At 53.4% G+C, this 26555-nt stretch carries 25 protein-coding genes; 6 read left to right on the top strand and 19 right to left on the bottom strand.

Features of this window, described 5'->3' with window-relative positions; genetic code table 11:
• Position 1: 1 nt before the first annotated feature.
• The 3 genes from trkH to pepQ are packed head-to-tail and all read right to left on the bottom strand — an operon-like array spanning position 2 to position 3436.
• Entirely contained in the window at positions 2–1453 is a 1452-nt protein-coding gene (gene trkH, locus JM656_RS21230) for a Trk system potassium transporter TrkH (RefSeq protein WP_203359433.1), read from the bottom strand.
• 37 nt (positions 1454–1490) lie between these two features.
• Positions 1491–2105, bottom strand: coding sequence for an IMPACT family protein (locus tag JM656_RS21235; RefSeq protein ID WP_203359434.1), 615 nt, complete (start codon positions 2103–2105; stop codon positions 1491–1493).
• On the bottom strand, positions 2105–3436 hold the full coding sequence (gene pepQ / locus JM656_RS21240; RefSeq protein WP_203359435.1) for a Xaa-Pro dipeptidase: 1332 nt from the start codon (positions 3434–3436) through the stop codon (positions 2105–2107). The genes JM656_RS21235 and pepQ overlap by 1 nt, the downstream gene beginning before the upstream one ends.
• A gap of 186 nt (positions 3437–3622) precedes the next feature.
• Between pepQ and fadB the strand changes: the two genes are divergently transcribed.
• A complete protein-coding gene (gene fadB, locus JM656_RS21245) occupies positions 3623–5812 on the top strand; it encodes a fatty acid oxidation complex subunit alpha FadB (protein ID WP_203359436.1) in 2190 nt (729 codons plus the stop codon).
• Positions 5813–5821: 9 nt separating this feature from the next.
• A complete protein-coding gene (fadA, locus tag JM656_RS21250) occupies positions 5822–6985 on the top strand; it encodes an acetyl-CoA C-acyltransferase FadA (protein ID WP_203359437.1) in 1164 nt (387 codons plus the stop codon).
• Positions 6986–7119: 134 nt separating this feature from the next.
• Here fadA and fre read toward each other — a convergent pair whose 3' ends face one another.
• Together fre and ubiD are read right to left on the bottom strand one after the other, a co-directional pair.
• Entirely contained in the window at positions 7120–7821 is a 702-nt protein-coding gene (fre, locus tag JM656_RS21255) for an NAD(P)H-flavin reductase (protein WP_203359438.1), read from the bottom strand.
• 41 nt (positions 7822–7862) lie between these two features.
• Positions 7863–9356, bottom strand: a complete 1494-nt coding sequence (gene ubiD, locus JM656_RS21260) for a 4-hydroxy-3-polyprenylbenzoate decarboxylase (RefSeq protein WP_203359439.1) — start codon at positions 9354–9356, stop codon at positions 7863–7865.
• A 167-nt stretch (positions 9357–9523) separates the two neighbouring features.
• Between ubiD and rfaH the strand changes: the two genes are divergently transcribed.
• A complete protein-coding gene (rfaH, locus tag JM656_RS21265) occupies positions 9524–10012 on the top strand; it encodes a transcription/translation regulatory transformer protein RfaH (RefSeq protein WP_203359440.1) in 489 nt (162 codons plus the stop codon).
• On the opposite strand, the gene tatD is transcribed toward rfaH, so the two are convergent.
• The 9 genes from tatD to udp all read right to left on the bottom strand — a co-directional run bounded on the left by tatD (position 10009) and on the right by udp (position 17970).
• On the bottom strand, positions 10009–10791 hold the full coding sequence (tatD, locus tag JM656_RS21270; protein ID WP_203359441.1) for a 3'-5' ssDNA/RNA exonuclease TatD: 783 nt from the start codon (positions 10789–10791) through the stop codon (positions 10009–10011). The genes rfaH and tatD overlap by 4 nt on opposite strands.
• A gap of 41 nt (positions 10792–10832) precedes the next feature.
• Positions 10833–11630, bottom strand: coding sequence for a Sec-independent protein translocase subunit TatC (tatC, locus tag JM656_RS21275; protein ID WP_192613938.1), 798 nt, complete (start codon positions 11628–11630; stop codon positions 10833–10835).
• A gap of 2 nt (positions 11631–11632) precedes the next feature.
• Positions 11633–12178, bottom strand: a complete 546-nt coding sequence (tatB, locus tag JM656_RS21280) for a Sec-independent protein translocase protein TatB (protein ID WP_203359442.1) — start codon at positions 12176–12178, stop codon at positions 11633–11635.
• Positions 12179–12181: 3 nt separating this feature from the next.
• Positions 12182–12436, bottom strand: coding sequence for a Sec-independent protein translocase subunit TatA (gene tatA / locus JM656_RS21285; RefSeq protein WP_162380358.1), 255 nt, complete (start codon positions 12434–12436; stop codon positions 12182–12184).
• A gap of 78 nt (positions 12437–12514) precedes the next feature.
• Positions 12515–14155, bottom strand: coding sequence for a ubiquinone biosynthesis regulatory protein kinase UbiB (gene ubiB, locus JM656_RS21290; protein ID WP_203359443.1), 1641 nt, complete (start codon positions 14153–14155; stop codon positions 12515–12517).
• Positions 14152–14757 (bottom strand): ubiquinone biosynthesis protein UbiJ, encoded by a 606-nt coding sequence (gene ubiJ / locus JM656_RS21295; RefSeq protein ID WP_203359444.1) that lies wholly within the window; start codon positions 14755–14757, stop codon positions 14152–14154. The genes ubiB and ubiJ overlap by 4 nt, the downstream gene beginning before the upstream one ends.
• A 13-nt stretch (positions 14758–14770) precedes the next feature.
• Positions 14771–15526, bottom strand: coding sequence for a bifunctional demethylmenaquinone methyltransferase/2-methoxy-6-polyprenyl-1,4-benzoquinol methylase UbiE (gene ubiE, locus JM656_RS21300; RefSeq protein WP_203359445.1), 756 nt, complete (start codon positions 15524–15526; stop codon positions 14771–14773).
• A gap of 94 nt (positions 15527–15620) precedes the next feature.
• Entirely contained in the window at positions 15621–17048 is a 1428-nt protein-coding gene (gene rmuC / locus JM656_RS21305; protein ID WP_203359446.1) for a DNA recombination protein RmuC, read from the bottom strand.
• Between the two features lie 160 nt (positions 17049–17208).
• Positions 17209–17970 carry a uridine phosphorylase gene (gene udp, locus JM656_RS21310; protein WP_192613944.1) on the bottom strand — a complete coding sequence of 254 codons (762 nt, stop codon included), beginning with the start codon at positions 17968–17970 and terminating at the stop codon, positions 17209–17211.
• Positions 17971–18230: 260 nt separating this feature from the next.
• Here udp and JM656_RS21315 point away from each other — a divergent pair, with 260 nt between their 5' ends.
• Positions 18231–19040 (top strand): dienelactone hydrolase family protein, encoded by an 810-nt coding sequence (locus JM656_RS21315; protein WP_203359447.1) that lies wholly within the window; start codon positions 18231–18233, stop codon positions 19038–19040.
• Between the two features lie 74 nt (positions 19041–19114).
• On the opposite strand, the gene metE is transcribed toward JM656_RS21315, so the two are convergent.
• Positions 19115–21376 (bottom strand): 5-methyltetrahydropteroyltriglutamate--homocysteine S-methyltransferase, encoded by a 2262-nt coding sequence (metE, locus tag JM656_RS21320; protein ID WP_203359448.1) that lies wholly within the window; start codon positions 21374–21376, stop codon positions 19115–19117.
• 115 nt (positions 21377–21491) lie between these two features.
• Here metE and metR point away from each other — a divergent pair, with 115 nt between their 5' ends.
• Positions 21492–22445 (top strand): HTH-type transcriptional regulator MetR, encoded by a 954-nt coding sequence (gene metR / locus JM656_RS21325; protein ID WP_203359449.1) that lies wholly within the window; start codon positions 21492–21494, stop codon positions 22443–22445.
• Here the strand turns inward: metR and JM656_RS21330 are convergent.
• The 3 genes from JM656_RS21330 to pldB all read right to left on the bottom strand — a co-directional run bounded on the left by JM656_RS21330 (position 22333) and on the right by pldB (position 25145).
• The gene (locus tag JM656_RS21330) at positions 22333–23232 is read right to left on the bottom strand and encodes a carboxylate/amino acid/amine transporter (protein WP_203361349.1); all 900 of its coding nucleotides are present in this window, start codon (positions 23230–23232) and stop codon (positions 22333–22335) included. The genes metR and JM656_RS21330 overlap by 113 nt on opposite strands.
• An 80-nt stretch (positions 23233–23312) precedes the next feature.
• On the bottom strand, positions 23313–24113 hold the full coding sequence (gene yigL / locus JM656_RS21335) for a sugar/pyridoxal phosphate phosphatase YigL (RefSeq protein ID WP_203359450.1): 801 nt from the start codon (positions 24111–24113) through the stop codon (positions 23313–23315).
• Between the two features lie 15 nt (positions 24114–24128).
• Complete coding sequence (gene pldB / locus JM656_RS21340; protein WP_203359451.1) at positions 24129–25145, bottom strand: lysophospholipase L2; 1017 nt, start codon at positions 25143–25145, stop codon at positions 24129–24131.
• 110 nt (positions 25146–25255) lie between these two features.
• Between pldB and rhtB the strand changes: the two genes are divergently transcribed.
• On the top strand, positions 25256–25876 hold the full coding sequence (rhtB, locus tag JM656_RS21345; protein WP_203359452.1) for a homoserine/homoserine lactone efflux protein: 621 nt from the start codon (positions 25256–25258) through the stop codon (positions 25874–25876).
• Positions 25877–25916: 40 nt separating this feature from the next.
• On the opposite strand, the gene rhtC is transcribed toward rhtB, so the two are convergent.
• The gene (gene rhtC, locus JM656_RS21350) at positions 25917–26537 is read right to left on the bottom strand and encodes a threonine export protein RhtC (RefSeq protein ID WP_203359453.1); all 621 of its coding nucleotides are present in this window, start codon (positions 26535–26537) and stop codon (positions 25917–25919) included.
• Between the last annotated feature and the right edge of the window lie 18 nt (positions 26538–26555).

Here is a 26555-nt window from a genome sequence, read left to right on the forward strand (position 1 = left end):
ATTATTCACGCCAGAAAGTGGGGGTAAACAGCACCAACAAAGTGAAGACTTCCAGACGACCAAACAGCATATTGGCGATCAGGATCCATTTCGCAACCGGGTTCATGCTGGCAAAGTTGTCGGCAACGACGCCCAGCCCTGGTCCCAGGTTGTTGAGCGTTGCGACAACAGAAGCAAACGCAGAGAAGTCATCCACACCGGTGGCAATAATAGCCAGCATGCTGACGATAAAGACCAACGCATAAGCAGAGAAGAAACCCCAGACTGCTTCCAGGATACGTTCCGGCAGCGCACGGTTCCCCAACTTTATGCTGTACACCGCGTTCGGGTGGACCAGTCGCTTCAGTTCGCGATTCCCCTGCTTAAACAGCAACAGAATGCGGATCACCTTCAGGCCACCACCGGTTGATCCCGCACAACCGCCGATAAAGGCAGAACACAACAGGAGAACAGGCAGAAAGAGCGGCCAGCGCGCAATGCTGTCCGTTGTAAACCCGGCAGTTGTCGCCATCGACACTACCTGGAAAAAAGCCTGATTCAGGGTCGTTAGCGCCGAGGCGTAGGTATTGTGGATCCATAAAACCAGGGTGCAGATGACCACCAGCGTCAACTGTACGCCAATAAACATCCGGAACTCTGGGTCACGCCAGTAAACCTTCAGGCTGCGCCCGCTTAATAAAGAGAAGTGCAGGCCGTAGTTACAACCGGAGATCAGTAAGAAGATAGCAATAATGGTATTGATAGCAGGGCTGTCAAAATACCCCACGCTGGCATCATGCGTTGAAAAACCACCAATGGCGATGGTGGCAAAGCTGTGCCCAATGGCATCAAAGGCGGGCATACCCGCAAACCACAACGCCAGCGCGCATGCCACGGTCAGCAACACATAAATCAGCCACAGAGTTTTTGCTGTTTCGGCAATGCGAGGGCGCATTTTGTTATCTTTCAACGGCCCTGGCATTTCTGCCCGATAAAGCTGCATTCCCCCAACGCCGAGGATAGGAAGAATGGCCACCGCCAGGACGATGATCCCCATACCGCCAAACCATTGCAGCATCTGACGATAAAAAAGAATGGCATGTGGCAGCGAATCAAGCCCCACCAGCGTGGTCGCACCGGTTGTCGTCAACCCGGAAAAGGATTCAAAAAACGCATCAGTAATTGTGAGGTTCGGTTGCTCAGAGAAGATAAACGGTAGCGCACCCACGCTACCCAGTACGGTCCAGAACAGAACCACGATGAGAAACCCTTCGCGGGATTTCAGTTCGCCCTTCTCCCGGCGGTTTGGCCACCACAGTAAAGAACCAATTGCCAACGCGACAAAGAAAGTTTGTGTAAATGCCCGACCCGCCCCATCACGGTAGATCAACGCAACCAACCCTGGGAGAATCATTGTCCCCGAAAATAAGATGACCAGTAGTCCAACGATTCGGGTAATGGCGCGAAAATGCATCTCTGCCGCTTCCTTTGTTCTAAAAATGAGGTGGGGATTATTCTTCAATCGCTAATAATTGCAATGAACCACGGCTAAAATCTGCCAGTTTTGCTGTAAATTCATCCACTTTTGCATAAGGAAGCGCCACCCGTAACAGAACATATGCCTGATAATCGCTGGTAACGATCTTACCGGAAAACTGTCCCAGCAATGCTTCAATCCCGGTCAACTGACCATATTCACACTGCAAAGTATATTCGGTTAATGGCGTCTTGCGTTGCGTGGTTAACTGTCGCAGCGCCTGATTCACTCCGCCGCCGTAGGCCTTCACCAGCCCCCCAGTACCCAGCAGAATACCGCCATAGTAGCGAACCACCACGGCGGTTATCTCACCTATACCGCTGCCCATTAATTGTGCGAGCATCGGTTTCCCTGCCGTGCCCGCCGGTTCGCCGTCATCCGAGAAACCCAACTGTTGCGAGTCGTCCGGCGCACCCGCCACCCACGCCACACAGTGGTGGCGAGCAGCCGGGTGCTCCGCTCTGACGGATTCCACAAACGCTTTCGCCGCTTCTAAGCCGTCCGTATGGGCCAGCAGCGTAATAAAGCGGCTCTTTTTGATCTCTTCAACAACAGTGACCGGCGATGCAGGGATTAACCAACTGTCCATTACGCCAGTTTCAAATCACGCGTCATGTTTTCAACGTTGTTTTCGTGGATCACCACGTTATCTTCAATACGAATACCGCCAAAAGGTTTCAGCGCTTCGATTTTCTGCCAGTTGAAGTGTTTGCTGAATTGGCCTTCACGCCACGGAGCCAAGAGTGACTCGATGAAATAAATTCCCGGCTCAATGGTTAATACCATTCCCGGCTCGAGCACACGGGTGCAACGCAAATAAGGGTATTTCGACGGCGCAGCGAGATGCGTTCCAGTATCATCCTGCATAAAACCCGCCACATCATGTACCTGCAGACCCAGCGGATGACCAATACCATGTGGCATAAACGGCCCGGTAAGATTGTTTTCCACCATCGCCTCTTCGCTCATATCGGTCACAAGCTGATGTTTACGTAGCAGTTTCGCGATGCGCTGATGGAACTGAATGTGATAATCCACATAGCTCACCCCAGCCTTCATCGTCGCAATCAGCGCCAGCTGTTCGTCATTCACATCTTTAACCAGTTGAGCGTAGTCATTATCGCTGTTGGCAGACCAGGTACGGGTCAGGTCAGCCGCATAACCGTTGTACTCCGCGCCGGCATCTAACAGGAAGCTGCGAATTTCAGACGGCGCGTGATGATCCAGCTTTGTGTAATGCAGGACTGACGCATGTTCGTTGAGCGCGACAATGTTGCTGTACGGTACATCCGTGTCACGATGCCCGGTCGCCGTCAGATAAGCCAGGTTGATGTCAAACTCGCTCATGCCGGAGCGGAAGGCTTCTTCCGCAGCACGGTGACCGCTCACCGCCATTTTCTGCGCTTCACGCATGCAGGCAAGTTCGTAATCCGTTTTATAGGAACGGTAATAATGCAGATAGTCGATCACCCCTTTCGGGTTGATGTTGCTGGCAGCAATATCCAGTTGCAGCGCGCGCTCCGGAACCGGACCGATATAACCAATATTGCCGCGTGCGGCTGGCAACTGGCTACCAATACCGTCGGCTTTTGGCAGCGCAATGATTTCAACGTCTTCGGTCCAGAAAGAGGTCGGTAACGGCTCGACGTTGTGCCAGTAATCGACCGGCAGATAGAACCACAGTTTCGGCTTGTTTACGCCATCTACCAGCAACCAGCAATTGGGCACCTGCGTCACCGGCACCCAGGCTTTAAACTGCGGATTGACCTTGAAGGGATACGGATGATCGTCGAGGAAGACGTTGACCAGCTCACCGGAGTGAATAAGTAACGCATCCAGCTTAAAACGTGCCAGTGCATCACGAGTCCGTTCTTGTAAGGTAACAATATGATTTTTATAGAGTGCGGCCAGTGATTCCATTTTTTTCCCTTCTGTTTTTGACCTCAAGTCTCCGCATCTTAGCACATCGCATTGTGGCTGCGTGATTTCTGCCGAGCGTGATCGAATCGTCATTTTTTTAATCAGTCATTTGCATTTTATTAACACAAAATACACACTCGCTTAATCTGGTATGACCAGATCACCTTGCGGATTCAGGAGACTGACATGCTTTACAAAGGCGACACCCTGTACCTCGACTGGCTGGAAAATGGCATCGCCGAACTGGTGTTCGATGCTCCAGGCTCGGTCAACAAACTCGACACTGCAACCGTCGCCAGCCTCGGCCAGGCGCTTGATGTGCTGGAAAAGCAAACAGATTTAAAAGGGCTGCTACTGCGTTCCAATAAAGCGGCCTTTATTGTCGGTGCAGATATCACCGAATTCCTTTCACTGTTTCTCGTTCCCGAAGAACAGTTAAGCCAGTGGCTGCATTTTGCCAACAGCGTCTTTAACCGTCTGGAAGATTTACCCGTTCCCACCCTTTCCGCCGTCAACGGCTATGCGCTGGGCGGCGGCTGCGAATGCGTTCTGGCGACCGATTACCGCCTGGCGACGCCGGACCTGCGTATCGGCCTGCCGGAAACGAAACTGGGGATCATGCCAGGCTTTGGCGGTTCTGTCCGTATGCCCCGTATGCTGGGCGCGGACAGCGCACTGGAGATCATCGCGGCAGGTAAAGATGTCGGTGCCGAGCAGGCGCTGAAAATCGGTCTGGTCGATGGCGTGGTGAAGCCAGAGAAATTGATTGATGGCGCACTGGCGGTGCTACATCAGGCGATCAACGGTGACCTCGACTGGAAAGCCAAACGTCAGCCGAAGCTCGAGCCGCTGAAACTCAGCAAAATTGAAGCTGCAATGAGTTTTACCATCGCCAAAGGGATGGTCGCGCAAACCGCAGGTAAACATTACCCGGCGCCGATCACGGCGGTGAAGACCATTGAAGCCGCTGCCCGTTTTGGTCGTGAAGAAGCATTAAAACTGGAAAACCAAAGTTTTGTCCCGCTGGCGCACACCAAAGAAGCCCGCGCACTGGTCGGTATCTTCCTCAACGATCAGTTCGTTAAGGCCAAAGCGAAGACGCTCACCAAAGACGTTGAAACGCCGAAGCAGGCTGCCGTACTGGGTGCCGGTATCATGGGTGGGGGTATCGCTTATCAGTCCGCCTGGAAAGGCGTACCGGTGATCATGAAAGATATCAGCGACAAATCGCTCGCCCTCGGTATGACCGAAGCCGCCAAGTTGCTGAACAAACAGCTTGAGCGCAGTAAGATCGACGGTCTGAAAATGGCGGGCGTGATTTCCACCATTCATCCAACGCTGGACTATGTCGGTTTTGAGCGCGTCGATGTAGTGGTGGAAGCGGTTGTTGAGAACCCGAAAGTGAAAAAAGCCGTACTGGCGGAGACGGAAGATAAGGTTCGTCCGGACACCGTACTGGCGTCGAATACGTCCACGATTCCCATTAGCGAACTGGCAAGCGTTCTGAAGCGCCCGGAAAACTTCTGCGGTATGCACTTCTTTAACCCGGTTCACCGGATGCCGCTGGTTGAGATCATTCGCGGCGAGAAAAGTTCAGATGAAACCATCGCCAAAGTGGTGGCCTGGGCCAGCAAGATGGGCAAGACGCCGATTGTGGTGAACGACTGCCCTGGTTTCTTTGTTAACCGCGTACTGTTCCCGTATTTCGCAGGCTTCAGCCAGCTACTGCGTGACGGCGCAGATTTCCGCAAAATCGACAAAGTAATGGAGAAGCAGTTTGGTTGGCCAATGGGTCCGGCGTACCTGCTTGATGTCGTGGGCATTGATACCGCACACCACGCGCAGGCGGTGATGGCAGCAGGCTTCCCACAGCGTATGCAGAAAGACTATCGCGACGCGATCGATGCGCTGTTTGAAACTAACCGTTTCGGTCAGAAGAACGGTCTGGGCTTCTGGCGCTATACAGAAGACAGCAAAGGCAAGCCGAAGAAAGAAGAAGACGCCACCGTGGATAACTTGCTGGCTGACGTCAGCAAAGCGAAGCGTGATTTCAGCGACGAAGAGATTATCGCCCGCATGATGATCCCGATGGTCAACGAAGTGGTGCGTTGCCTGGAAGAAGGCATCATTGCCAGCCCGGCAGAAGCCGATATGGCGCTGGTTTACGGTCTGGGCTTCCCTCCGTTCCACGGCGGCGCATTCCGCTGGCTGGACACGCTCGGCAGTGCAAAATATCTCGATATGGCGCAACAGTATCAGCATCTCGGTCCGATGTATGAAGTGCCGGAAGGTCTGCGTAACAAAGCGCGTCATAACGAACCGTACTATCCCCCGGTTGAGCCTGCCCGTCCGGTTGGCGACCTGAAAACGGCTTAAGGAGTCACAATGGAACAGGTTGTAATTGTTGATGCGATCCGTACCCCAATGGGCCGTTCGAAAGGTGGCGCGTTTCGTAACGTGCGGGCGGAAGATCTCTCCGCACACTTAATGCGTAGTCTGCTGGCGCGTAACCCCGCGCTGGAACCCGCTGCCCTTGACGATATTTATTGGGGTTGTGTACAGCAGACGCTGGAACAAGGCTTCAACATTGCCCGTAACGCCGCGCTGTTAGCGGAGGTTCCGCACTCTGTCCCTGCGGTCACCGTCAACCGTCTGTGTGGTTCATCAATGCAGGCGCTCCATGACGCCGCACGCATGATCATGACTGGCGATGCTCAGGCATGTCTGATCGGCGGTGTGGAGCACATGGGCCATGTGCCAATGAGTCACGGCGTCGATTTCCACCCCGGCTTAAGCCGCAATGTGGCAAAAGCCGCGGGCATGATGGGATTAACGGCAGAAATGCTTTCCCGCATGCACGGTATCAGCCGTGAAATGCAGGACGCCTTCGCTGCGCGTTCACACGCCCGCGCCTGGGCGGCCACGCAGTTCGGCGCCTTTAAAAATGAAATCATCCCGACCAGCGGTCATGATGCCGACGGCGTGCTAAAGCAGTTTAACTACGATGAAGTGATCCGCCCGGAAACCACCGTCGAAGCGTTATCCACGCTGCGACCGGCGTTTGATCCGGTTAGCGGTACGGTCACCGCAGGCACGTCTTCGGCCCTCTCCGATGGCGCTGCCGCCATGCTGGTGATGAGCGAAAGCCGTGCACGTGAGCTGGGTCTGAAACCGCGCGCGCGCATTCGCTCAATGGCCGTCGTGGGTTGTGACCCTTCAATCATGGGCTATGGTCCTGTGCCAGCCTCAAAACTGGCACTGAAAAAAGCAGGACTTTCGACCAGTGATATCGGTTTGTTTGAGATGAACGAAGCGTTCGCCGCACAGATCCTGCCGTGCATTAAAGATCTGGGACTGATGGAGCAGATAGACGAGAAGATCAACCTGAATGGCGGCGCGATCGCCCTGGGTCATCCGCTCGGTTGTTCTGGCGCGCGTATCAGCACCACCCTGATAAACCTGATGGAACGCAAAGACGTGCAGTTTGGTCTGGCGACGATGTGTATCGGATTGGGTCAGGGTATCGCGACGGTGTTTGAGCGGGTTTAATCGGGCAAAATGCCGGGGGAGCTTCGCTTGCCCGGCCTACAACAGTGTTATCTCAACGCCATTGGTGCCAATGGCGAAGAAAGAAAGTTTAGTTGCCGTTCTTCCCGCCTGTCAGGGGCGGGTTTTTTATTGCTTTAAATAAAGGCGAAGGCATCACCAAACAGACGGTCTTCCCGCGCGCTGCGTTCGTTGCAGAACAGGTCGCGAGCGATTTTCGCCATCTCGAAACGTCCGGCGATGTAGATATCATGTCCGGCCAGCGTACCATGATCCTGTAAGACCGCAGTTAATACCGTGCCCGTGCGGCCACGCCATTCCGCCTCAGGCTGCTCAACCACCGGCTCAATACGCAGATTAGGATGATTGATCGAAAGCGCTTCCAGCTCAGAGAGATCGTAAAGATGCTTTTCTTCCCGACCGCCCCAGTAAATAGTGACATCGCGTTGTGGATTACGCGCCAGCGCAGTAAGCAGAATTGAACGCACGTAAGAGAATCCGGTTCCCCCGGCGATCAGGATCAGCGGACGCTCTTCATCATCACGTAGCCAGGCTTCGCCGTGCGGCATATCCACCACGATTTCGCTGTCTTTCAGGATGCGGTCCATCACTGCCATGGCATACAGATTGAGTTCCGAGGCACCAATGTGCAACTCAATAAACCCTTGCTCATCCGGCGTGGATGCCATCGAGAACGGGCGCTTATCCCGCTCGTCCATCACCACCATCAAATACTGACCAGCGCGAAATGAAAACGCCGCGTCTGGCACTAAACGTACGCGATATACGGTATCGGTGATAGCTTCTACCGAGGTCACTTTACAGCTTAAGGTTGTCATGCGCTCCCTCTGTCGGGTCTATAGGGCAAAACGATCGCGCCTCAGGCGCCTTTACCGTTGTTGAAGATGGCCAGCTCATCCCAGATCGCATCGATACGCGCGGTAACGTCAGGATCTTTTTTAATGGGACGCCCCCACTCACGTTGGGTTTCACCAGGCCATTTGTTGGTGGCATCCAGCCCCATTTTTGAACCAAGCCCAGAGATTGGCGAGGCAAAATCCAGATAATCAATTGGCGTATTTTCTACCAGCACGGTGTCCCGGGCCGGGTCCATACGGGTAGTGATCGCCCAAATGACATCATTCCAGTCGCGTGCGTTGACATCATCATCGCAGACGATAACAAATTTGGTGTACATAAACTGGCGTAAAAATGACCACACCCCCATCATGACGCGCTTAGCATGACCGGCGTACTGTTTTTTAATTGTCACCACGGCCAGTCGATAAGAGCAGCCTTCCGGCGGCAGATAAAAATCGACGATTTCCGGAAACTGCTTTTGCAAAATGGGAACGAAGACTTCGTTTAGCGCCACACCCAGCACCGCGGGTTCGTCGGGCGGCCGGCCGGTGTATGTCGAATGATAGATAGCATCTTCACGCTGCGTCACGTGCGTCACGGTAAAGACCGGGAAGCTATCCACTTCGTTGTAGTAGCCAGTATGGTCGCCATAAGGACCTTCCGGCGCCAGTTGACCCGGCTCGATATAGCCTTCCAGCACGATTTCCGCACTGGCAGGGACTTCAAGATCGTTGGAAATACATTTGACGACTTCCGTCTTGGTACCACGTAACAGACCTGCAAACGCATATTCCGAGAGGGTATCAGGCACAGGCGTTACCGCACCGAGAATCGTCGCCGGATCGGCGCCCAGCGCCACAGCAACCGGGAAACGCTCGCCTGGATGGGCTGCGCACCACTCCTGAAAATCCAACGCACCGCCGCGATGAGATAACCAACGCATGATCAGTTTGTTCTTACCAATCAACTGCTGGCGATAGATACCAAGATTCTGCCGCTCTTTGTGCGGACCACGCGTCACCGTAAGACCCCAGGTGATGAGCGGAGCGGCATCTTCCGGCCAACAGGTCATGATGGGAATGCGGTTTAAATCCACCTCTGAACCAGAGAACACTTTCTGCTGGCAGGGCGCGCCGCGCAGACGCTTTGTTGGCATATTGAGGACTTGTTTGAACTGAGGAAGTTTATCAAACAGATCGCGAAACCCTTTCGGCGGTTCTGGCTCTTTTAAAAACGCCAATAGCTTACCCACTTCCCGCAGGGCAGAAACATCCTCCTGCCCCATCCCCATAGCAACACGCTTCGGCGTACCAAAAAGGTTGCACAGCACCGGCATTGAATAACCTTTGGGATTTTCAAACAACAGGGCAGGCCCACCGGCACGCAGCGTGCGGTCAGCAATTTCGGTGATTTCCAGATGAGGATCGACCTCAAGCGAGATGCGTTTGAGCTCGCCCTGCTGTTCAAGCAGCGTCAGGAAGTCGCGTAAATCGTGATATTTCATGGCGTCCATTATGGCCTCTTCGTAAGCGCCTCATTATACGGCGTTCATCATCGTGATGCTGTATTTTTGTTAAATTAGCGTGAACTTCGGCGAAGCAAGCAAACCCGGGGATTATAATTAACTTAGCGCATAGCTTTTGCTATGCTTGCGCCCTGAATAAGGAAATAAGAGTCATTATGCAATCCTGGTATTTACTGTACTGCAAACGCGGGCAACTTCAGCGTGCCCAGGAACACCTCGAAAGACAGGCGGTGAATTGCCTGACGCCGATGATCACCCTGGAAAAAATAGTACGCGGTAAACGTACCACAGTCAGTGAGCCTCTTTTCCCTAATTATCTGTTCGTCGAGTTTGATCCGGAAGTGATTCATACCACGACGATCAACGCCACGCGCGGCGTCAGTCATTTCGTACGGTTTGGCGCGCAGCCCGCAACAGTCCCTTCCAGCGTGATTCATCAGCTTTCTATCTGCAAACCTCACGATATTGTCGACCCTGAAACGCCTTATCCAGGCGACAGCGTGCTCATCACAGAAGGGGCATTCGAGGGGCTGAGGGCTATCTTTACCGAACCCGATGGCGAAGCACGTTCAATGCTTCTGCTTAACCTGTTGAATAAAGAGGTAAAGCAGAGCGTGAAAAATACCGGATTTCGTAAGATTTAAAACGCGATCCCAAACAGCGCCCTGACGTTATCATCCGTTATTGCTGCCAGGTGTTGCGGATCGTCCCCACGCCACGTCGCTATACGCTCAAGAATATGCGGCAACCAGGCCGGTTCATTACGTCTTGATGCTGGCTTGGGGGAGATGTCCCGGGGCAGAAGATACGGCGCGTCCGTCTCAATCAGCAGTTTTTCTGCCGGAATAAAAGGTAACAACTCGCGCAGCTCAAGTCCTCTGCGTTCATCGCAAACCCACCCCGTGATGCCGATATAAAGCCCTCTGTCCACACACTCCTGCATCTCCTGGCGAGAACCGGTAAAACAATGCAGTACAGCACCAGGCAGTTTATCCAGCCAGGGTTCCAGTAGCGTCAAAAAACGCGCATGCGCATCGCGGCAGTGCATGAAAACAGGCATCTGTAATTCTGCGGCAATATGTAACTGCGCCAGAAAAGCCCGCTCCTGCTCTTGCGGCGTGGAGAAATTGCGATTGAAATCCAGACCGCATTCGCCAATTGCCACGACTTCTGGCAGACCTGCCAGCGCGACTATCGCCTCTTCGGTTGATGCTTGCCAGTGGCTACTATCATGCGGATGAACGCCAGCCGTCGACCAGCAACGCGTATATTGCCGCGCCAGCGCTTGCGCCTGCTGACTTTCGTGCAGGTTGGTTCCTGTCAGAAGCATGCCGTCCACACCTGCAGCAAGGCTACGCGACACAACCTCGTCTCTGTCTTTCGCAAACTGCGAGCTGGTTAAATTTACCCCGATGTCAAACATGCTGCCTCCAATACGACAACCGCCCTGACGGGCGGTTGTGTTTATTCTTCGGGTTTCTCTGCTTTCTCAGCGTTTTCAGCTTTCTCGTTCTCAGCCTCGTTATCTTCATCTCGCGTTTGTCGTTTACCCACATAGAAACGAGAGAAGAAGACGCCAACTTCAAACAAGCAATACATCGGTATCGCTAACAGTGTTTGCGAGAAGACATCAGGCGGGGTCAACAACATCCCCACCACGAACGCACCGACTAACACATAAGGGCGCTTCTTGCGTAAATCGTCGGGGGTCGTTACCCCCATCCAGCAAAGCAGCACAATGGCGACCGGAACCTCAAAGGAGATGCCAAATGCCATAAACAGCGCCATCACAAAGCTGAGATAACTGGCGATATCAGTAGAAACCTGTACGCCTTGCGGTGCGGTGTTAGCCAGAAAACCAAACGCCAGCGGGAAGACCACAAAGTAGGCGAACGCCATACCGATGTAGAACAGCAGTGAACTGGATACCAGCAGCGGCATGACAAGACGGCGTTCGTGCTTATACAGTGCAGGAGCAATAAACGCCCACACCTGATACAGGATCACTGGCGCTGACAAAATCAACGACACCATGAAGGTGAGTTTGATCGGGGTGAAAAACGGCGAGGCCACATCTGTGGCGATCATCGTCGCCCCCTGAGGCAACTGTTTGATCAGCGGCGCAGCAACCAAATGATAAATGTCGTTGGCAAAGTAAACCAACGCCAGAAAAATCAGGATAACCGCAATAATGCAGTTCAAAAGGCGCTTACGCAGCTCAATCAGATGCGTAATAAGGGGTTGAGTATCATCTACAGCCATGTTTACGGTTTATCACTCGGCGAAGGGGAGGATTCGAGAACAGGCGCGGCGGATTTCTTTTCTACGTCCGTCACATTTGCGGAGACGGTCTCCGTCGGCGCAGGCGTTGCAGCAGCCGTTTCCGGTTTCTGTTCCGGTGAACTGGCCTGTGTTTCAGCGGTGGCAGGGGTGACGCCCTCGTGCTGCGCTTCGTTTCCTTTCACCACCGGATTGTGGATGGTGTGTACTTCGTCACTCGACTTTTCAGGATCGTTAGCACTGTAGGAACGCTTCATTGACTCCGCAGCCTGACGAAGTTCATCCATTGATGCCTTCAGTTCAGGGGTCAGGGTATCCAGGCTCGCCTTTTCAACCTTCTTCAGGCTGTCCTGAAACTCCTGGAGCTTAAGCTCCTGGGTCAGTTCGTTCTGAACTGTGGTTGCAAGGGATCGCAATGCGCGAACCCAGCCCGCTACCGTTTTTACCGCTATAGGTAAGCGTTGAGGCCCCAGTACGATGAGGCCAATGACAAACACCAATAGCAGTTCGCTAAAACCGATATCAAACACGAATTATACCTGCTCTTTATCGTGGCTCTTGGCGTCTTCTTTTTTAGGCTCGCTTTGCTTATCAGCGATAGATTTAGCAGTAAAATCAGCGTCCTGACTGGTTTTATCCTGCTTCGTATCATCATCGCCCATGGCTTTTTTGAAACCCTTAATTGACGCGCCGAGATCGGAACCGATGGAGCCGAGCTTTTTGGTGCCAAATAGCAGTACAACGATGACGGCAATGATCAACAACTGCCAAATACTGATACCACCCATACATGTTCCTCTGTGATAGATGATGAATTATTAAGGTCGCATTATACGTTACACGACCTGCCTTGAGCGATGAAAAAATCAGCGCGTTTTACGCCAACCGATAATCCAGGCAACCAGACCACCCGCCATTAACCAGACTGGCATCAACCCCCATTCAGGACGGTTGATGAGCAGGAATGTCCCACTTAACAATAAGGTGGCACCAATCCCCAGTAAATAACGGGATTGTCCCTGGCGTACATGGTTCGCCTGAAGCTCGCGCGCAATCTTATCAACACTGTGTTGTAAATATTTGCCCTGGCGCAAACTGTCATACACCAGTTCAGGTAATTCTGGCATTTTTTCGACCCAGAACGGGGCTTTTTCCTTAAATGCCTTCACCAGTGCAGGAATACCGACCTGATCTTTAATCCAGGATTCGAGGAATGGCTTGGCGGTTTTCCACAGATCGAGTTGCGGATAAAGCTGCCGCCCAACACCTTCAACATACAGCAAGGTCTTCTGCAGCAATACTAACTGCGGCTGAACTTCCATATTAAACCGGCGAGCAGTATTAAACAGGTTCAACAACACATGGCCAAAGGAGATTTCCGCCAGCGGTTTTTCAAAGATTGGCTCACAGACAGTACGAATGGCAAACTCAAACTCTTCGACATTGGTGTCTGGTGGAACCCAACCGGAGTCCACATGCAGTTCCGCGACTTTACGATAATCACGATTAAAGAACGCGATAAAGTTCTCCGCCAGGTAGCGCTTATCTTCTTTATTTAGCGAGCCGACGATCCCACAATCAATGCCAATGTATTTTGGGTTTTCAGGATGCTCGTAGCTAACAAAAATATTCCCCGGATGCATGTCCGCATGGAAAAAACTGTCGCGAAAAACCTGGGTAAAAAAGACCTGCACCCCACGTTCAGCCAGAAGCTTCATGTTGGTACCGTTCTTCTCCAGCGTCACCACATCCGAGACGGGAATGCCGTAAATCCGCTCCATAACCATCATATTTTGGCTACAGTAATCGGAATAGACTTCCGGGATGTAGAGCATCGGACTGCCTTCAAAATTACGACGCAGTTGGATGGCGTTGGCAGATTCACGCAACAGATTAAGCTCATCAATCAGCGTTTTTTCATACTCTCGCACCACTTCGGTCGGACGCAGACGGCGGCCATCCGGCAATAAGCGTGGTACCCAGCGAGCAAGTCGGTAGATAAGCTTCATGTCCGCTTTGATAACCGGCAGAATGTCCGGGCGGATCACTTTAATCACCACCTCTTTGCCATTCGATTTCAGCCGAGCGGTATGCACCTGAGCAACCGACGCAGAGGCCAATGGCTGTATATCAAAATCATCAAACCAGGCATCGACAGGCAATCCTCCCATCGCTTCCTCAATTTGTGCTTTGGCAAGATTTCCATCAAACGGGGCAACCCGGTCCTGCAGTAACGCAAGCTGATCGGCGATATGAGGAGGGAAAAGATCACGGCGAGTGGAGAGCATTTGACCAAACTTGATCCACACTGGCCCTAATTCCTGCAAAGCCAGTCTTAGTCGCTCTCCCAGCGGTTTGTCTTCGTGCTTATTCGGCATCCAGAACAATGTGTAACGCCATAACCGAAGCGGCAGCGTAATACGCATTTTGGGGATGAGTTCATCAAGGCCGTAACTTAAAAAGGTGCGAACGATGAAATAAAGGCGCCGTACTTCACCTGGCGTCATTTGGCCTCCAGTTTTTCCAGCCGTTTAGCCAGCGCGTCGACTGCACGCTCCACGGCGGCAGTTTCTTCTGCAAACCAGGCAACTTCGAGCGGTCCGGGTGCCATTCGCCACTCTTCAGTGATCGCTTCAGCGATATAGCGTTGCTGGCGTTGAACCCCGTGACACAGAAATTTCGCCCCACCGCGCAACGCTTTACTGATCCCTTCCGCAGCGATGTCGCCGGTGTAGGGAGCCAGCAGTTCCGCAGGGTCTAACTCAGCCAGATCGGCCAGCGCAACAAAATTCTGCACCACCTGAATATCGCCCTGGACTTCAAGTTCACCACTGCGAATAAGCGTAGCCAGTTGCTGCCGGTCGCGTAATTTTGGCAATACGCTGGCATGCGTTATCACCGTACAGTCGGCCTCACCTTCCCATGCCCCCAGTACATCGACCTGGCGTTCACTGAACACCAATACTAATGGCGTCGAAAATCCTTTCAGCTCTACACGCAGTACCTTGCTTTGCAAGCGCGCCCGTGCCGACTTTAATGCAGTCGAACGGTACAGAAAGGTGTTGAGCAAACTTTCGATTCCTGCGGTCACTAAGGGTTTAAAAGGCATCCCCGATCTCCTGTCAGAACTTGTAACCACGATGCAGAGCAACAACACCGGCCGTCAGGTTGTAATAGTCGACGCTTTCAAATCCGGCGTCCTGCATCATCCCTTTTAGGGTGTCCTGATCGGGATGCATACGGATGGACTCAGCAAGATAACGGTAACTTTCCGCATCACTCGCGACCATCGAACCAATTCGCGGCAGGATGTGGAATGAATACGCATCATAGGCTTTGCTCAGCGGTTCAATGATGGGTTTGGAGAACTCCAGCACCAACAAACGACCGCCCGGCTTCAATACGCGATACATCGAACGCAATGCTTTATCTTTATCCGTTACGTTACGTAGCCCGAACGAAATGGTAATGCAGTCAAAGGTATTGTCCGGGAATGGCAATGCTTCCGCATTCGCCTGTACGTACTCAACGTTACCAATGACGCCGATATTACGCAGCTTCTCACGCCCCATTTTGAGCATTGAGTCGTTAATATCCGCCAGGATGACTTTACCTGTCTCACCCACCATACGTGAAAATTTCGCGGTCAGGTCGCCCGTACCGCCCGCCAGATCCAGAACGGTCTGCCCACGTCGAACGCCGCTACAATCAATGGTGAAGCGCTTCCACAAACGATGAATGCCAAATGACATTAAGTCATTCATGACGTCGTATTTTGACGCCACAGAATGAAAAACGTGGGCCACCATGTCAGCTTTCTGCTCTTTAGCGACGGTCTGAAAGCCAAAGTGCGTCGTTTCTTGTGAATCTTCCACCATCTCAGTGCCTGCTCATCAATAAAATGTTCGAGAAGTGTAACAGATTGGGGCAATTTGCCCTACCCTTCTACTGGGTTCAACTACCCCGAATGGGCTAGCGTGATTGCTGCTTTGCACCCTCATCATCAGGGTAAGCGGCGTCCTGTGTCTGCTCTGGAACAGAGCGTAAACGGTACTCTTCATCCTGCGTCGTGGCTTGCTCAACCAAATCCGGATTGATTTCACGTTTAATTTCTACCCCTAAACCGCGAAAAGCCTCCGCCTGGGCCAGTACGTTTCCACGGCCCGAGGAGAGTTTTTTCATCGCCTGCCGATAGTTGTCCTGCGCCTTATCCAGACTCTGACCAATAGACGACATATCATCGACAAACAGCCGCATTTTGTCATAGAGCTTGCTGGCCCGATCGGCAATTTGCTGGGCATTACGGCTTTGATGTTCATAGCGCCATAAGTTGGCGATTGTGCGTAGCGCCACCAACAGGGTCGTTGGGCTTACCAGCATAATATTATTTTTAAGCGCCTCGGTAATCAGTTCGGGCTGTTTGTCCAACGCCAGCAGAAAAGCGGGTTCGACAGGGATAAACATCAGGACATAGTCCAGCGAGCGCAGCCCTGGCAACTGTTGATAATCCTTACGCCCCAGCAAACGGATATGATTGCGTACCGATGCAATGTGTTCCTGCATCGCACTTTCGCGGGTGTAATCATCCTGTGCGTTAAAATAACGCTCGTAAGCAACCAACGTCATTTTGGCATCAATCACGACGTCTTTGCCCTGCGGCAGACGCACAATCACATCCGGTTGCATCCGGGAACGAGCATCGTTCTCAATGCTCACCTGCGTTTCATATTCATAACCTTCACGCAGACCCGATGCCTCCAGCACGCGCGTCAACACCACTTCTCCCCAGTTACCCTGGGTTTTGTTGTCACCTTTGAGCGCACGCGTCAGGTTGACCGCTTCCTGAGCCATCTGTGCATTCAGCTGTTGGAGATTGCGAATTTCATGCGCCAGAGTGTGACGTTCACGCGCTTCCTGACCAAAGCTGTCCTGCACCTGACGCCGAAAACCATCTAACTGTTCACGAAGTGGCGTCAGCAATCCATTGAGGCTCTGGCGGTTTTGCTCATCGACCCGGCGGTTACTTTGCTCAAATATCCGGTTTGCCAGGTTTTCAAACTGCTCGCTCAGACGCTGTTCGCTATTGATCATCTGGCGGATTTTGTCTTCTGCGTGCTGCTGTGTTGCTTCCATGCGGGTGGTGACTTCACGCAGGTCAGCTTCCAGAGAGGTATTAATACTCCGCAGACTGCGTAACTCATTGTTGAGAAGCTCGCATTCATCGCGCCAGTGATTGCTCTGAGCAAGCTGCTGTTTTGTCGCGCTTAAATCCGCGACCAGCTCTTCACGCTCGGCAAATTGTTCGGCTTTCTGTTGCGCATGCTGGTAGCTGGCCATCAACCAGCCAATCGCAATACCCACCAATGCGATAACCGCATAAACAATGATTGAAATATCCACAACGCCTCCTGCATAAACGACGTAAGCCTGATGGTACAGACTTTACCCGCACAAAATAGAATTGTGCTGTATAAACGTCCAGTTTAAAAGGAATTTCCTGCGAGGGGCTACGCAAAATAAAAAGGCCGAACGCGTCGGCCTTTTACAAGAAAAGAGAGAATTACAGCAGACGACGCGCCGCTTCCACCACAATTTTCACTGCGTGGCTTTCTGTTTGCTTCATCGTTTCTGCATTGGGAATCTCTTGCTGGGTGCGGTTGACGATAACGCCCGCCACCATACCGGCACGCAGACCCTGGCTTGCACACATGGTCAGCAGCGTTGCGGATTCCATTTCATAGTTCATAACACCCATTGACTGCCACTCTTCCATGGAGCCTTTGAAGTTGCGGACTACGCGACCAGAGAAGGTATCGTAACGTTCCTGGCCTGGATAGAAGGTGTCAGAAGACGCCGTAACACCTATGTGCGTCGTCGCACCAATGGATTTCGCCGCTTCAACCAGCGCGGTGGTACAGGCAAAATCTGCCACGGCCGGGAACTCCATCGGCGCAAAATGCAGGCTCGCACCGTCCAGACGAACAGAAGCGGTGGTGACCAGTACGTCGCCAACGTTAATGTGCGGTTGAATCGCGCCGGTAGTGCCGATACGCAGGAAAGTACGAATGCCCAACTGTGCCAGTTCTTCCACAGCGATAGAGGTAGACGGGCCGCCAATACCGGTAGAGCAAACAATCACTGCTTTGCCATCCAGTTCAGCACGCCACGTAGTGAACTCGCGATGGGATGCCAGCTTAACCGGCTTATCCATCAGCGCGGCGATCTTTTCCACACGCTCCGGATCGCCAGGGACGATGGCAAGCGTAGCCCCTTGTAAATCGTTTTTAGTGAGGCCGAGATGAAAAACATCAGACTTGGACATATACAACTCCTCTGTGAATTGGTTTTGTCAGAAGCAGCAAAAAGACACTCTACCGAAGGACTCAAAACATTTTCGTGACACCCATCACCATGATGTAAATAAATTGCATTGAATTTCCATAAAATAGCGATCCACATCACACAAACCTATCGATATCACTCACCGTTGCACAAAAGATAGACCGTTTCAGGCAATGTGATTTGTTGCATGCTGTCTATATTTAACATTGCGCTAATTTTCTTAAGGGTACGGAGAATACCATGACGAAGACACAACAACCGGGTTTTGCACCTGCAGCTTCACCGCTTGCCTCTACCATTGTTCATACGACGGATGACGCCATCATCGCTGGACTGACGTCGATTCCCTCTCAGGGAGATGATATGCCGGCATATCACGCTCGCCCCAAAAACAGTGAGGGCGCGCTGCCGATTGTCATCGTGGTACAAGAAATTTTTGGCATGCATGAACATATTCGCGACGTTTGCCGCCGCCTGGCGCTGGAAGGTTTTCTGGCTATCGCACCAGAGCTCTATTTCCGCGAAGGCGATCCTAACGATTTTGCCGATATTCCCACCTTACTGAGCGGCCTGGTGGCCAAAGTTCCTGATTCGCAAGTGCTGGCGGACCTGGACCATGTCGCCAGTTGGGCTTCCCGCAACGGTGGTGATGTCCATCGCCTGATGATTACCGGTTTCTGTTGGGGTGGCCGCATTACCTGGCTGTATGCTGCGCATAATCCACAGTTAAAGGCTGCGGTGGCGTGGTACGGCAAACTGGTGGGCGACAAAACGCTGAACTCCCCGAAACAGCCCGTGGATATTACGACAGATCTGAACGCCCCGGTGCTGGGGCTGTACGGCGGGCAAGACCCCAGCATTCCCGTTGATTCCGTGGAAATCATGCGTCAGGCGCTCCGTGCCGCCAACGCCAAAGCGGAGATTGTCGTCTACCCGGATGCGGGACATGCGTTTAATGCGGATTACCGTCCGAGCTATCACGAAGAGTCAGCGAAAGATGGCTGGCAGAGAATGCTGGCGTGGTTTGCGCAGTATGGAAGTAAAAAGTAACGCTAGGTCGGGTGAGGCGAAGCCACCACCCGACAAAATGCCCGGTAGCGCTTTCGCTTACCGGGCCTGGAGTACTACGCCTGACGCAAATTCTGCGCCGCCTGCACCATGTTCGCCAGCGCCGCGCGAGTTTCCGGCCAGCCGCGAGTTTTGAGGCCGCAGTCCGGGTTCACCCACAGACGCTCCGCCGGGATCCGCTGCTCGGCTTTCTTCAGCAGTGCTTCGATCCACTCCACGCTCGGCACGTTCGGCGAGTGAATGTCATACACGCCCGGCCCGATTTCGTTCGGGTAATCAAACTCTTCGAAGGACTCCAGCAGCTCCATGTCGGAACGCGAGGTTTCAATGGTGATAACGTCAGCGTCCAGCGCCGCAATCGAATCCATGATGTCGTTAAACTCGCAGTAACACATGTGAGTGTGGATCTGGGTGTCATCCTTCGCCACGGCGGCGTTGATGCGGAAAGCTTCCACGCCCCACTCCAGATACGCCGCCCAGTCGCTGCGACGTAACGGTAAACCTTCGCGCAGCGCCGGTTCGTCAATCTGGATGATGCCAATCCCTGCGGCTTCCAGATCCGCCACTTCATCACGCAACGCCAGCGCAATCTGTTTGGCAATAGTTTCGCGGGTTACATCTTCACGCGGGAAGGACCAACAAAGAATAGTCACCGGGCCGGTCAGCATGCCTTTCACCGGTTTGTCAGTCAGAGACTGCGCGTATTTCGCCCATTCGACGGTGATCGCTTCCGGGCGGCTCACGTCGCCAATCACTACCGGTGGTTTTACGCAGCGGGAGCCGTAGCTCTGCACCCAGCCGTTCTGGGTAAAGACGAAACCGTCCAGGTGCTCGCCAAAATATTCCACCATGTCGTTACGTTCGGCTTCACCGTGTACCAGCACGTCGAGGCCTAAGCGTTCCTGCTCAACAATCGCCTGTTTGATGTGTTCCGCGATGCCGGTGCGGTAGTTACTGGCGTCAAGATTGCCTTTTTTGAAGTCCAGACGCAGACCGCGAATTTCGGTGGTCTGCGGGAATGAACCGATGGTCGTGGTCGGCCATGCGGGCAGTTTAAAGCGCGCACGTTGGGCTTCGGCACGTACTTCATAGGCATTCGTGCGCTGGCTGTCTTTGGCGGTGATCGCTGCCAGACGTTTTTCCACCGCCGCGTTGTGAACGCGAGTCGAGTGGCGACGCGCCTGAATCGGGGCGCTCCATTCCGCCAGTTTTGCGGTATCGCCGCTGTTCAGCGCATCACGCAGCAGCGCCAGCTCACCGCATTTTTGCAGGGCGAAGGAGAACCAGCTTTTCACTTCCGCATCCAGACGCGTTTCGACGCTGATATCGATCGGGCTGTGCAGCAGCGAGCAGGAAGAGGCGACCCACAGGGAACGTTTTCCGACAATGTCTTTAATCTGCGCGTATTTCTCGGTCAGATCGGCGCGCCAGACGTTACGACCGTTCACCAGACCGGCAGAGAGCAGCCAGTCAGACGGCAGACGCTTGTGAATTTCCGCCACGTCGTCTTTGCCATGAACCAGGTCCACATGCAGGCCCTGCACCGGCAGCGCGGTAATGGTGTCGAGGTTCGGCGTCACGCCTTCAAAATAGGTGGTCAGCAGCAGTTTAACCTGGCCTGAGAGCGCGTCGTACGCCGGTTTGAAGGCATCCAACCACTCCTGCGACAGCTCCAGCACCAGAGCCGGTTCATCAATCTGTACCCACTCAACGCCACGTTTTGCCAGTTCAGCCAGCACCTGCTGGTACACCGGCAGAATATCATTGAGCAGGCTCAGGCGATCAAACTGCTCGCCTTTCACTTTGCCCAGCCACAGATACGTCACCGGGCCGAGCAGCACGGGTTTAACCTTGTGGCCCAGCGCCAGTGCTTCATCCACTTCATCCAGCAGTTGGGTCCAGGTCAGTTTGAACTGCTGGCCTTTCACAAACTCCGGCACCATGTAGTGATAGTTGGTGTTAAACCATTTGGTCATTTCCGCTGCCGCCGCCGGTTCGCCGGTTGGCGCACGACCGCGACCAATGCGGAACAGGGTGTCGATATCCACCGACCCATCGTTGTTCTGATGACGAGCCGGCACGTTGCCGAGCAGCAGGCTGGTGGTCAGAACATGGTCGTACCAGGCGAAATCGCCTACCGGCAGCAGGTCGATACCGGCTTGTTTCTGCTGATCCCAGTGGCGAGCGCGCAGTTCGCGACCAACCGCCAGTAACTCTTCACGAGATGCCGTGCCCGCCCAATAGCTCTCTTGTGCTTTTTTCAGCTCGCGACGCAGGCCAACGCGAGGGAAACCGAGGGTGTGATTCAATATTGTCATGTCGCTGCCTCTTATGAATTTATTATTTAGCCGTCCAGATGTTTACACATCCATAATGTAAATGTAATGTGTATTCCTCAAGCGCAATTTGTTCATGCCGAAGTGAAGGACTTTCATGATCGAAATTAAACATCTGAAAACGCTACAGGCGTTGCGGAATAGTGGTTCGCTGGCCGCCGCCGCGGCAACGTTGCATCAGACCCAATCCGCCCTGTCTCACCAGTTCAGCGATCTGGAGCAACGCCTCGGTTTCCGGCTCTTTGTGCGTAAAAGCCAGCCGCTGCGTTTTACGCCACAGGGAGAGATTCTCCTGCAGCTGGCGAACCAGGTGCTGCCGCAGATTAGCCGGGCGCTTCAGGCATGCAACGAACCGCAACAGACCCGGCTACGTATTGCGATTGAATGTCATAGCTGTATTCAGTGGCTGACCCCGGCGCTGGAAAATTTCCACGCGAAATGGCCGCAGGTGGAGATGGATTTCAAATCCGGCGTGACGTTTGACCCACAACCCGCTCTGCAGCAGGACGAGCTGGATCTGGTGATGACCTCCGATATCCTGCCGCGCAGCGGGCTGCACTATTCGCCCATGTTTGATTTTGAAGTGCGCCTGGTGTTGGCTCCGGATCATCCGCTGGCCAGCAAAACGCTGATCACGCCGGAAGATCTCGCCAGCGAAACGCTGCTGATCTACCCGGTGCAGCGCAGCCGCCTCGACGTGTGGCGCCACTTCCTGCAGCCAGCAGGCGTCAGCCCGTCGTTGAAAAGCGTCGATAACACGCTACTGCTGATCCAAATGGTTGCGGCCAGAATGGGTATTGCCGCCCTACCGCACTGGGTGGTGGAGAGTTTTGAACGCCAGGGCCTGGTGGTGACCAAAACCCTGGGTGATGGATTGTGGAGTCGCCTCTACGCCGCCGTCCGCGACGGCGAACAACGGCAGGCGGTCACGGAAGCCTTTATTCGTTCAGCGCGGAACCACGCTTGCGATCATCTGCCATTCGTACGGAGCGCGGAGCGACCCAATAACGATGCACCCACAATGAGGCCAGTATCACCGTCGCCCCAATGAGAAAGCTTGGCCAGTGGGGCTGTTCTTGCCAGATAGCAAGGTTGACCAGCAGTCCTGCGGGCACATGCACGTTATTCATGATGCCCAGCGTGCCAGCATCCACCTGCGTCGCCCCGTAGTTCCACATAAAGTACCCCAGTCCGGAAGCCACCACGCCCAACCAGACCAGAATGCCCCATTGTAATGGGGTCGTCGGGAGCTTGTTAGGATTCCCCAGCATAAACCAGGCGGCGACAGCCACCAGAAACGCCCCCATGTAGAACCAGGCAAACGCGTTGTGCTGCGGCATCGGGTGGATCTCCATCAACCGCTTGTAACCCACCATACCAATGGCAAAACTGATATTCGCCAGCTGTACCAGCAACAAACCGGTCCAGAAGTGGTCGCTGACTTTGTCATAGCGAATGATCGCAGCCCCAATCACCGCCAACAGCGCGCTCAACACATAGCCCCAGCGCAGTCTGCGCTTACTCAACAGATCGTAGATCAGCGTGATATAAAGCGGTGTGAGGACGGTAAACAGTAAAAATTCAGAGACGGTCAGGTACAGGTAAGCGCGGAAACTGAGCAGGTACATGATGCCTAACTGCATTGCGCCGACCAGCATGTAGAGCACAATGGTCCGCGGCGACTGCCCGCGCGTGCGCAAAAATGGCAGGAATACCAGCGCCGCCAGCCCCACACGCATCAGCACGGAAAAATAGCTGTCGACATGCCCGGCAAGATACTCGCCAATTAAGCTAAATGAAAAGGCCCACAGGATCGTGGTAATGATGAGTAGCGCCACAATGGATGTCTCTTTGAACAAGGAGCATCCATTGTAGCGGAGAGTTCAGTTGACAACTGGTCAACTAAAGAACAGTTACATCAGGATAAAAACAGCTCACGCAGGTAATGCGGCACAGCGTCGTCAGCGTTGGTGCCAATCACGTCCAGCCCCGGATGCAGATCTTTCAGGCGCTGGTGCGCATTGCCCATAATGCACCCTTTACCCGCCATAGAGAGCATCTCGGCATCGTTCATGCCATCGCCAAAGGCAATGCAATCCTTCAGGCTGTAGCCCATTGCTTTAGCGACGGCCTCCAGCGCATGTCCCTTCGAAACGCCTCCAGCCATCACTTCCAGGCACGTCAGCGTCGAGAAACTCACGTTGACACGATCGCCCCAACGCGCGTTTATCGCCTGTTCAAGCGGCAGCAGTATTTCATGAGAATTGCTGGTGAAGAACACTTTGCTGATGCCTTCCGGCTCCAGTAAACCGGGTTCAAACAGCGAGTAATTGAAAACCGCCTCTTTGAAAAAACGCATCTCATCCGGACGATGGCGATTCATGAACCATTCGTCGTTGCGATAAACGTTGGTGATGATATCGGGGTTCGTGTTCACCACGCCAAACAGATCGCTGGCAATATCGCGATCCAGATTATGCGTAAACACCAGATTTCCATCGGGATCGTGCACTCGCGCCCCGTTGGAGGTGATCATGTAAGACTGAATCTCGAGGTTATCGCGGATTTGCCCTACGTCGACATGGTGACGCCCGGTCGCAAAAACAAAATTGACGCCACGGGCAGTCAACAGTTTCAGTGTCTCTTTAGCGTAAGGGGATAACGTGTGGTCGGGAGAGAGTAGCGTACCATCTAAATCAGACGCAACAACCTGATACATAAGAAAATTAAACCTCTATGCAAAGCGATTTTCGCTGGATGAATTATGCCTGTTGAAAAATTCAACAATAGCGTTGAGCGCGACTGAGCGCATTGCGTCCTTTTCAAAAAGGATCTCGTGGTACGCGCCTTTGATGACAAGCGGCTGACCTCCTTCTACAGGATGGCCCGCTGCGGCGCGGATTTCACAAAAACGGTCATGCATGCGGTTATCCACCACACGCTCTTCTTCTGCCTGGATGAGCAGCGTAGGCGTCGCATCATCGCCCGCCCCTGCCAATACCTGTTCGCCAGCCTGAATACCTTCACGTACCCAGTGATATGTAGGCCCACCAACCCGCAGTTGCGGTTCGTCGGCATAAAAACGTAAGTTGCGACGGTAGCGTTGTCGGCTGTGGGTTAACGCATTCATGCTAAACGGCAGCGCCCGCCAGCGACCCGTGCCAATCGCGTACCCTTCACGGATGCGTTGATGCCCTTCCGCCCAGTCGAGAATATGGCGCACCATAAACGAGGGCAGACGCATCACAATACCAAACATCGGCGCACAAAGCGCGATGGCATCGCAATGCGCGGGGTGACGTTGCAGAAACAGGGTGGCAATCGCACCGCCCATGGAATGGGCGAGAATGTAGCGTTTTCGCCACGGCCCCGGTTGAACTTCTTGCCGCCAAAAGTCGGTTAAATCATCGACATAATCATTAAAACTCACCACATGTCCACGGTGCGTATCCGACAATAACCGCCCGGACCGCCCTTGCCCACGATGGTCGATAATGAGCACGTCAAAACCCGACTGAAACAGGTCATACGCCAGTTCAGCGTACTTTACATAGCTTTCAATGCGGCCGGGGCAAATCACGACCACACGATCATTTTTTTCTGCGCGAAAACGGACAAAGCGTACCGGAACACTGTCCACGCCCGTAAACTCCGCTTCCTCCCGCTGACGCCAGAAATCTGTCAGTGGTCCCATGGAAAAAGCGGCAAACGCGTTTTCTCTTGTTTCCCAGTCTTTTTGCTGCTGAAACATCGGGTATCCAGCCTCGTTAACCACGTAAAATCGTTTTTTTTGTCATGTCTGACACAACACAGCAACAGTAGCGTATTGTGGCATAAAAATAGACAATCCGGGAGTTTCTCATGACCTTTGAATGGTGGTTCGCCTACCTGCTGACATCCATTATTTTGAGTCTTTCACCAGGTTCCGGCGCCATCAATACCATGACCACTTCAATCAACCACGGCTATCGTGGCGCAGCGGCATCCATTGCGGGTCTGCAAACCGGACTTGGCATTCACATCGTTCTGGTGGGGATCGGTCTGGGGACGCTATTTTCACACTCGGTCATCGCCTTTGAAGTTCTGAAGTGGGCGGGTGCCGCCTATCTGATCTGGCTGGGTATCCAGCAATGGCGCGCTGCGGGCGCTATCGATCTGAACACGATGGCAAACACGCAATCGCGTGGCCGATTGTTCAAAAGCGCCGTCTTTGTCAATCTGACCAACCCAAAGAGCATTGTTTTTCTTGCCGCCCTGTTTCCGCAATTTATCCTGCCGCAGGAACCGCAACTGATGCAGTACGTCATCCTCGGCATCACCACCATCGTGGTCGATGTAATTGTGATGATCGGTTACGCGACGCTGGCGCAACGCATCGCGGCGTGGATTAAGGGGCCAAAACAAATGAAGGCGCTGAACAAAGTGTTCGGTTCGTTGTTTATGCTGGTCGGCGCGTTATTGGCCTCAGCAAGACATGCCTGAAATGTTGCCGGAAAGCGCGAGCGCTTATCCGGCTTATCACTTAGCGAGAAATAATCAGATGAATGCCGAAACCTGCGAATAACGCGCCGGCAAAACCGTCGATCCATTTCGCCATACGCTGATAACCGCGACGCATTTTCGGCAGGGCAAACAGACTGGCAACAATCGTAAACCACGCCAGCGTCTCCACAATAATCAGCGCGAAAATACCCCAGCGCTCAGTCGTGCCAACATTATCACCGACAAACAGTGAGAACACTGAGCCGAAGTAAATAATCGCTTTCGGGTTCGCCAGGTTGGTCAGCAAGCCTTTCAGGAAGCTACGCCCACCCTGTGCCAACTCCACCTGCGGCGCGGGAGCCGTCGTTTCCTGTTTTTTTAACGCGCCACGGAGCATTTGATACCCCATCCAGCACAGGTACAGACCGCCGCCCACCATGATAATGGTGTGCAGCCAGGCCATTTTCTCAATGATCAGATGCAGCCCAAGCAGCGCCACGCTCGCCCAGACCATCACGCCACAGGTAATGCCCAACACACCCATCATCGCTTCTTTACGTGAACGACTAACAGCCGTTTGGGAGACAAAGAAAAAGTCTGGTCCAGGGCTCATCAGCGCAACAATGTGCACCATGGCCACGGTGAGGAATAGCATTAACATAAAAAATGACTCGCGGGG

The organism is Citrobacter sp. R56, from assembly GCF_016811995.1.
GTDB lineage: Bacteria > Pseudomonadota > Gammaproteobacteria > Enterobacterales > Enterobacteriaceae > Citrobacter_D > Citrobacter_D enshiensis.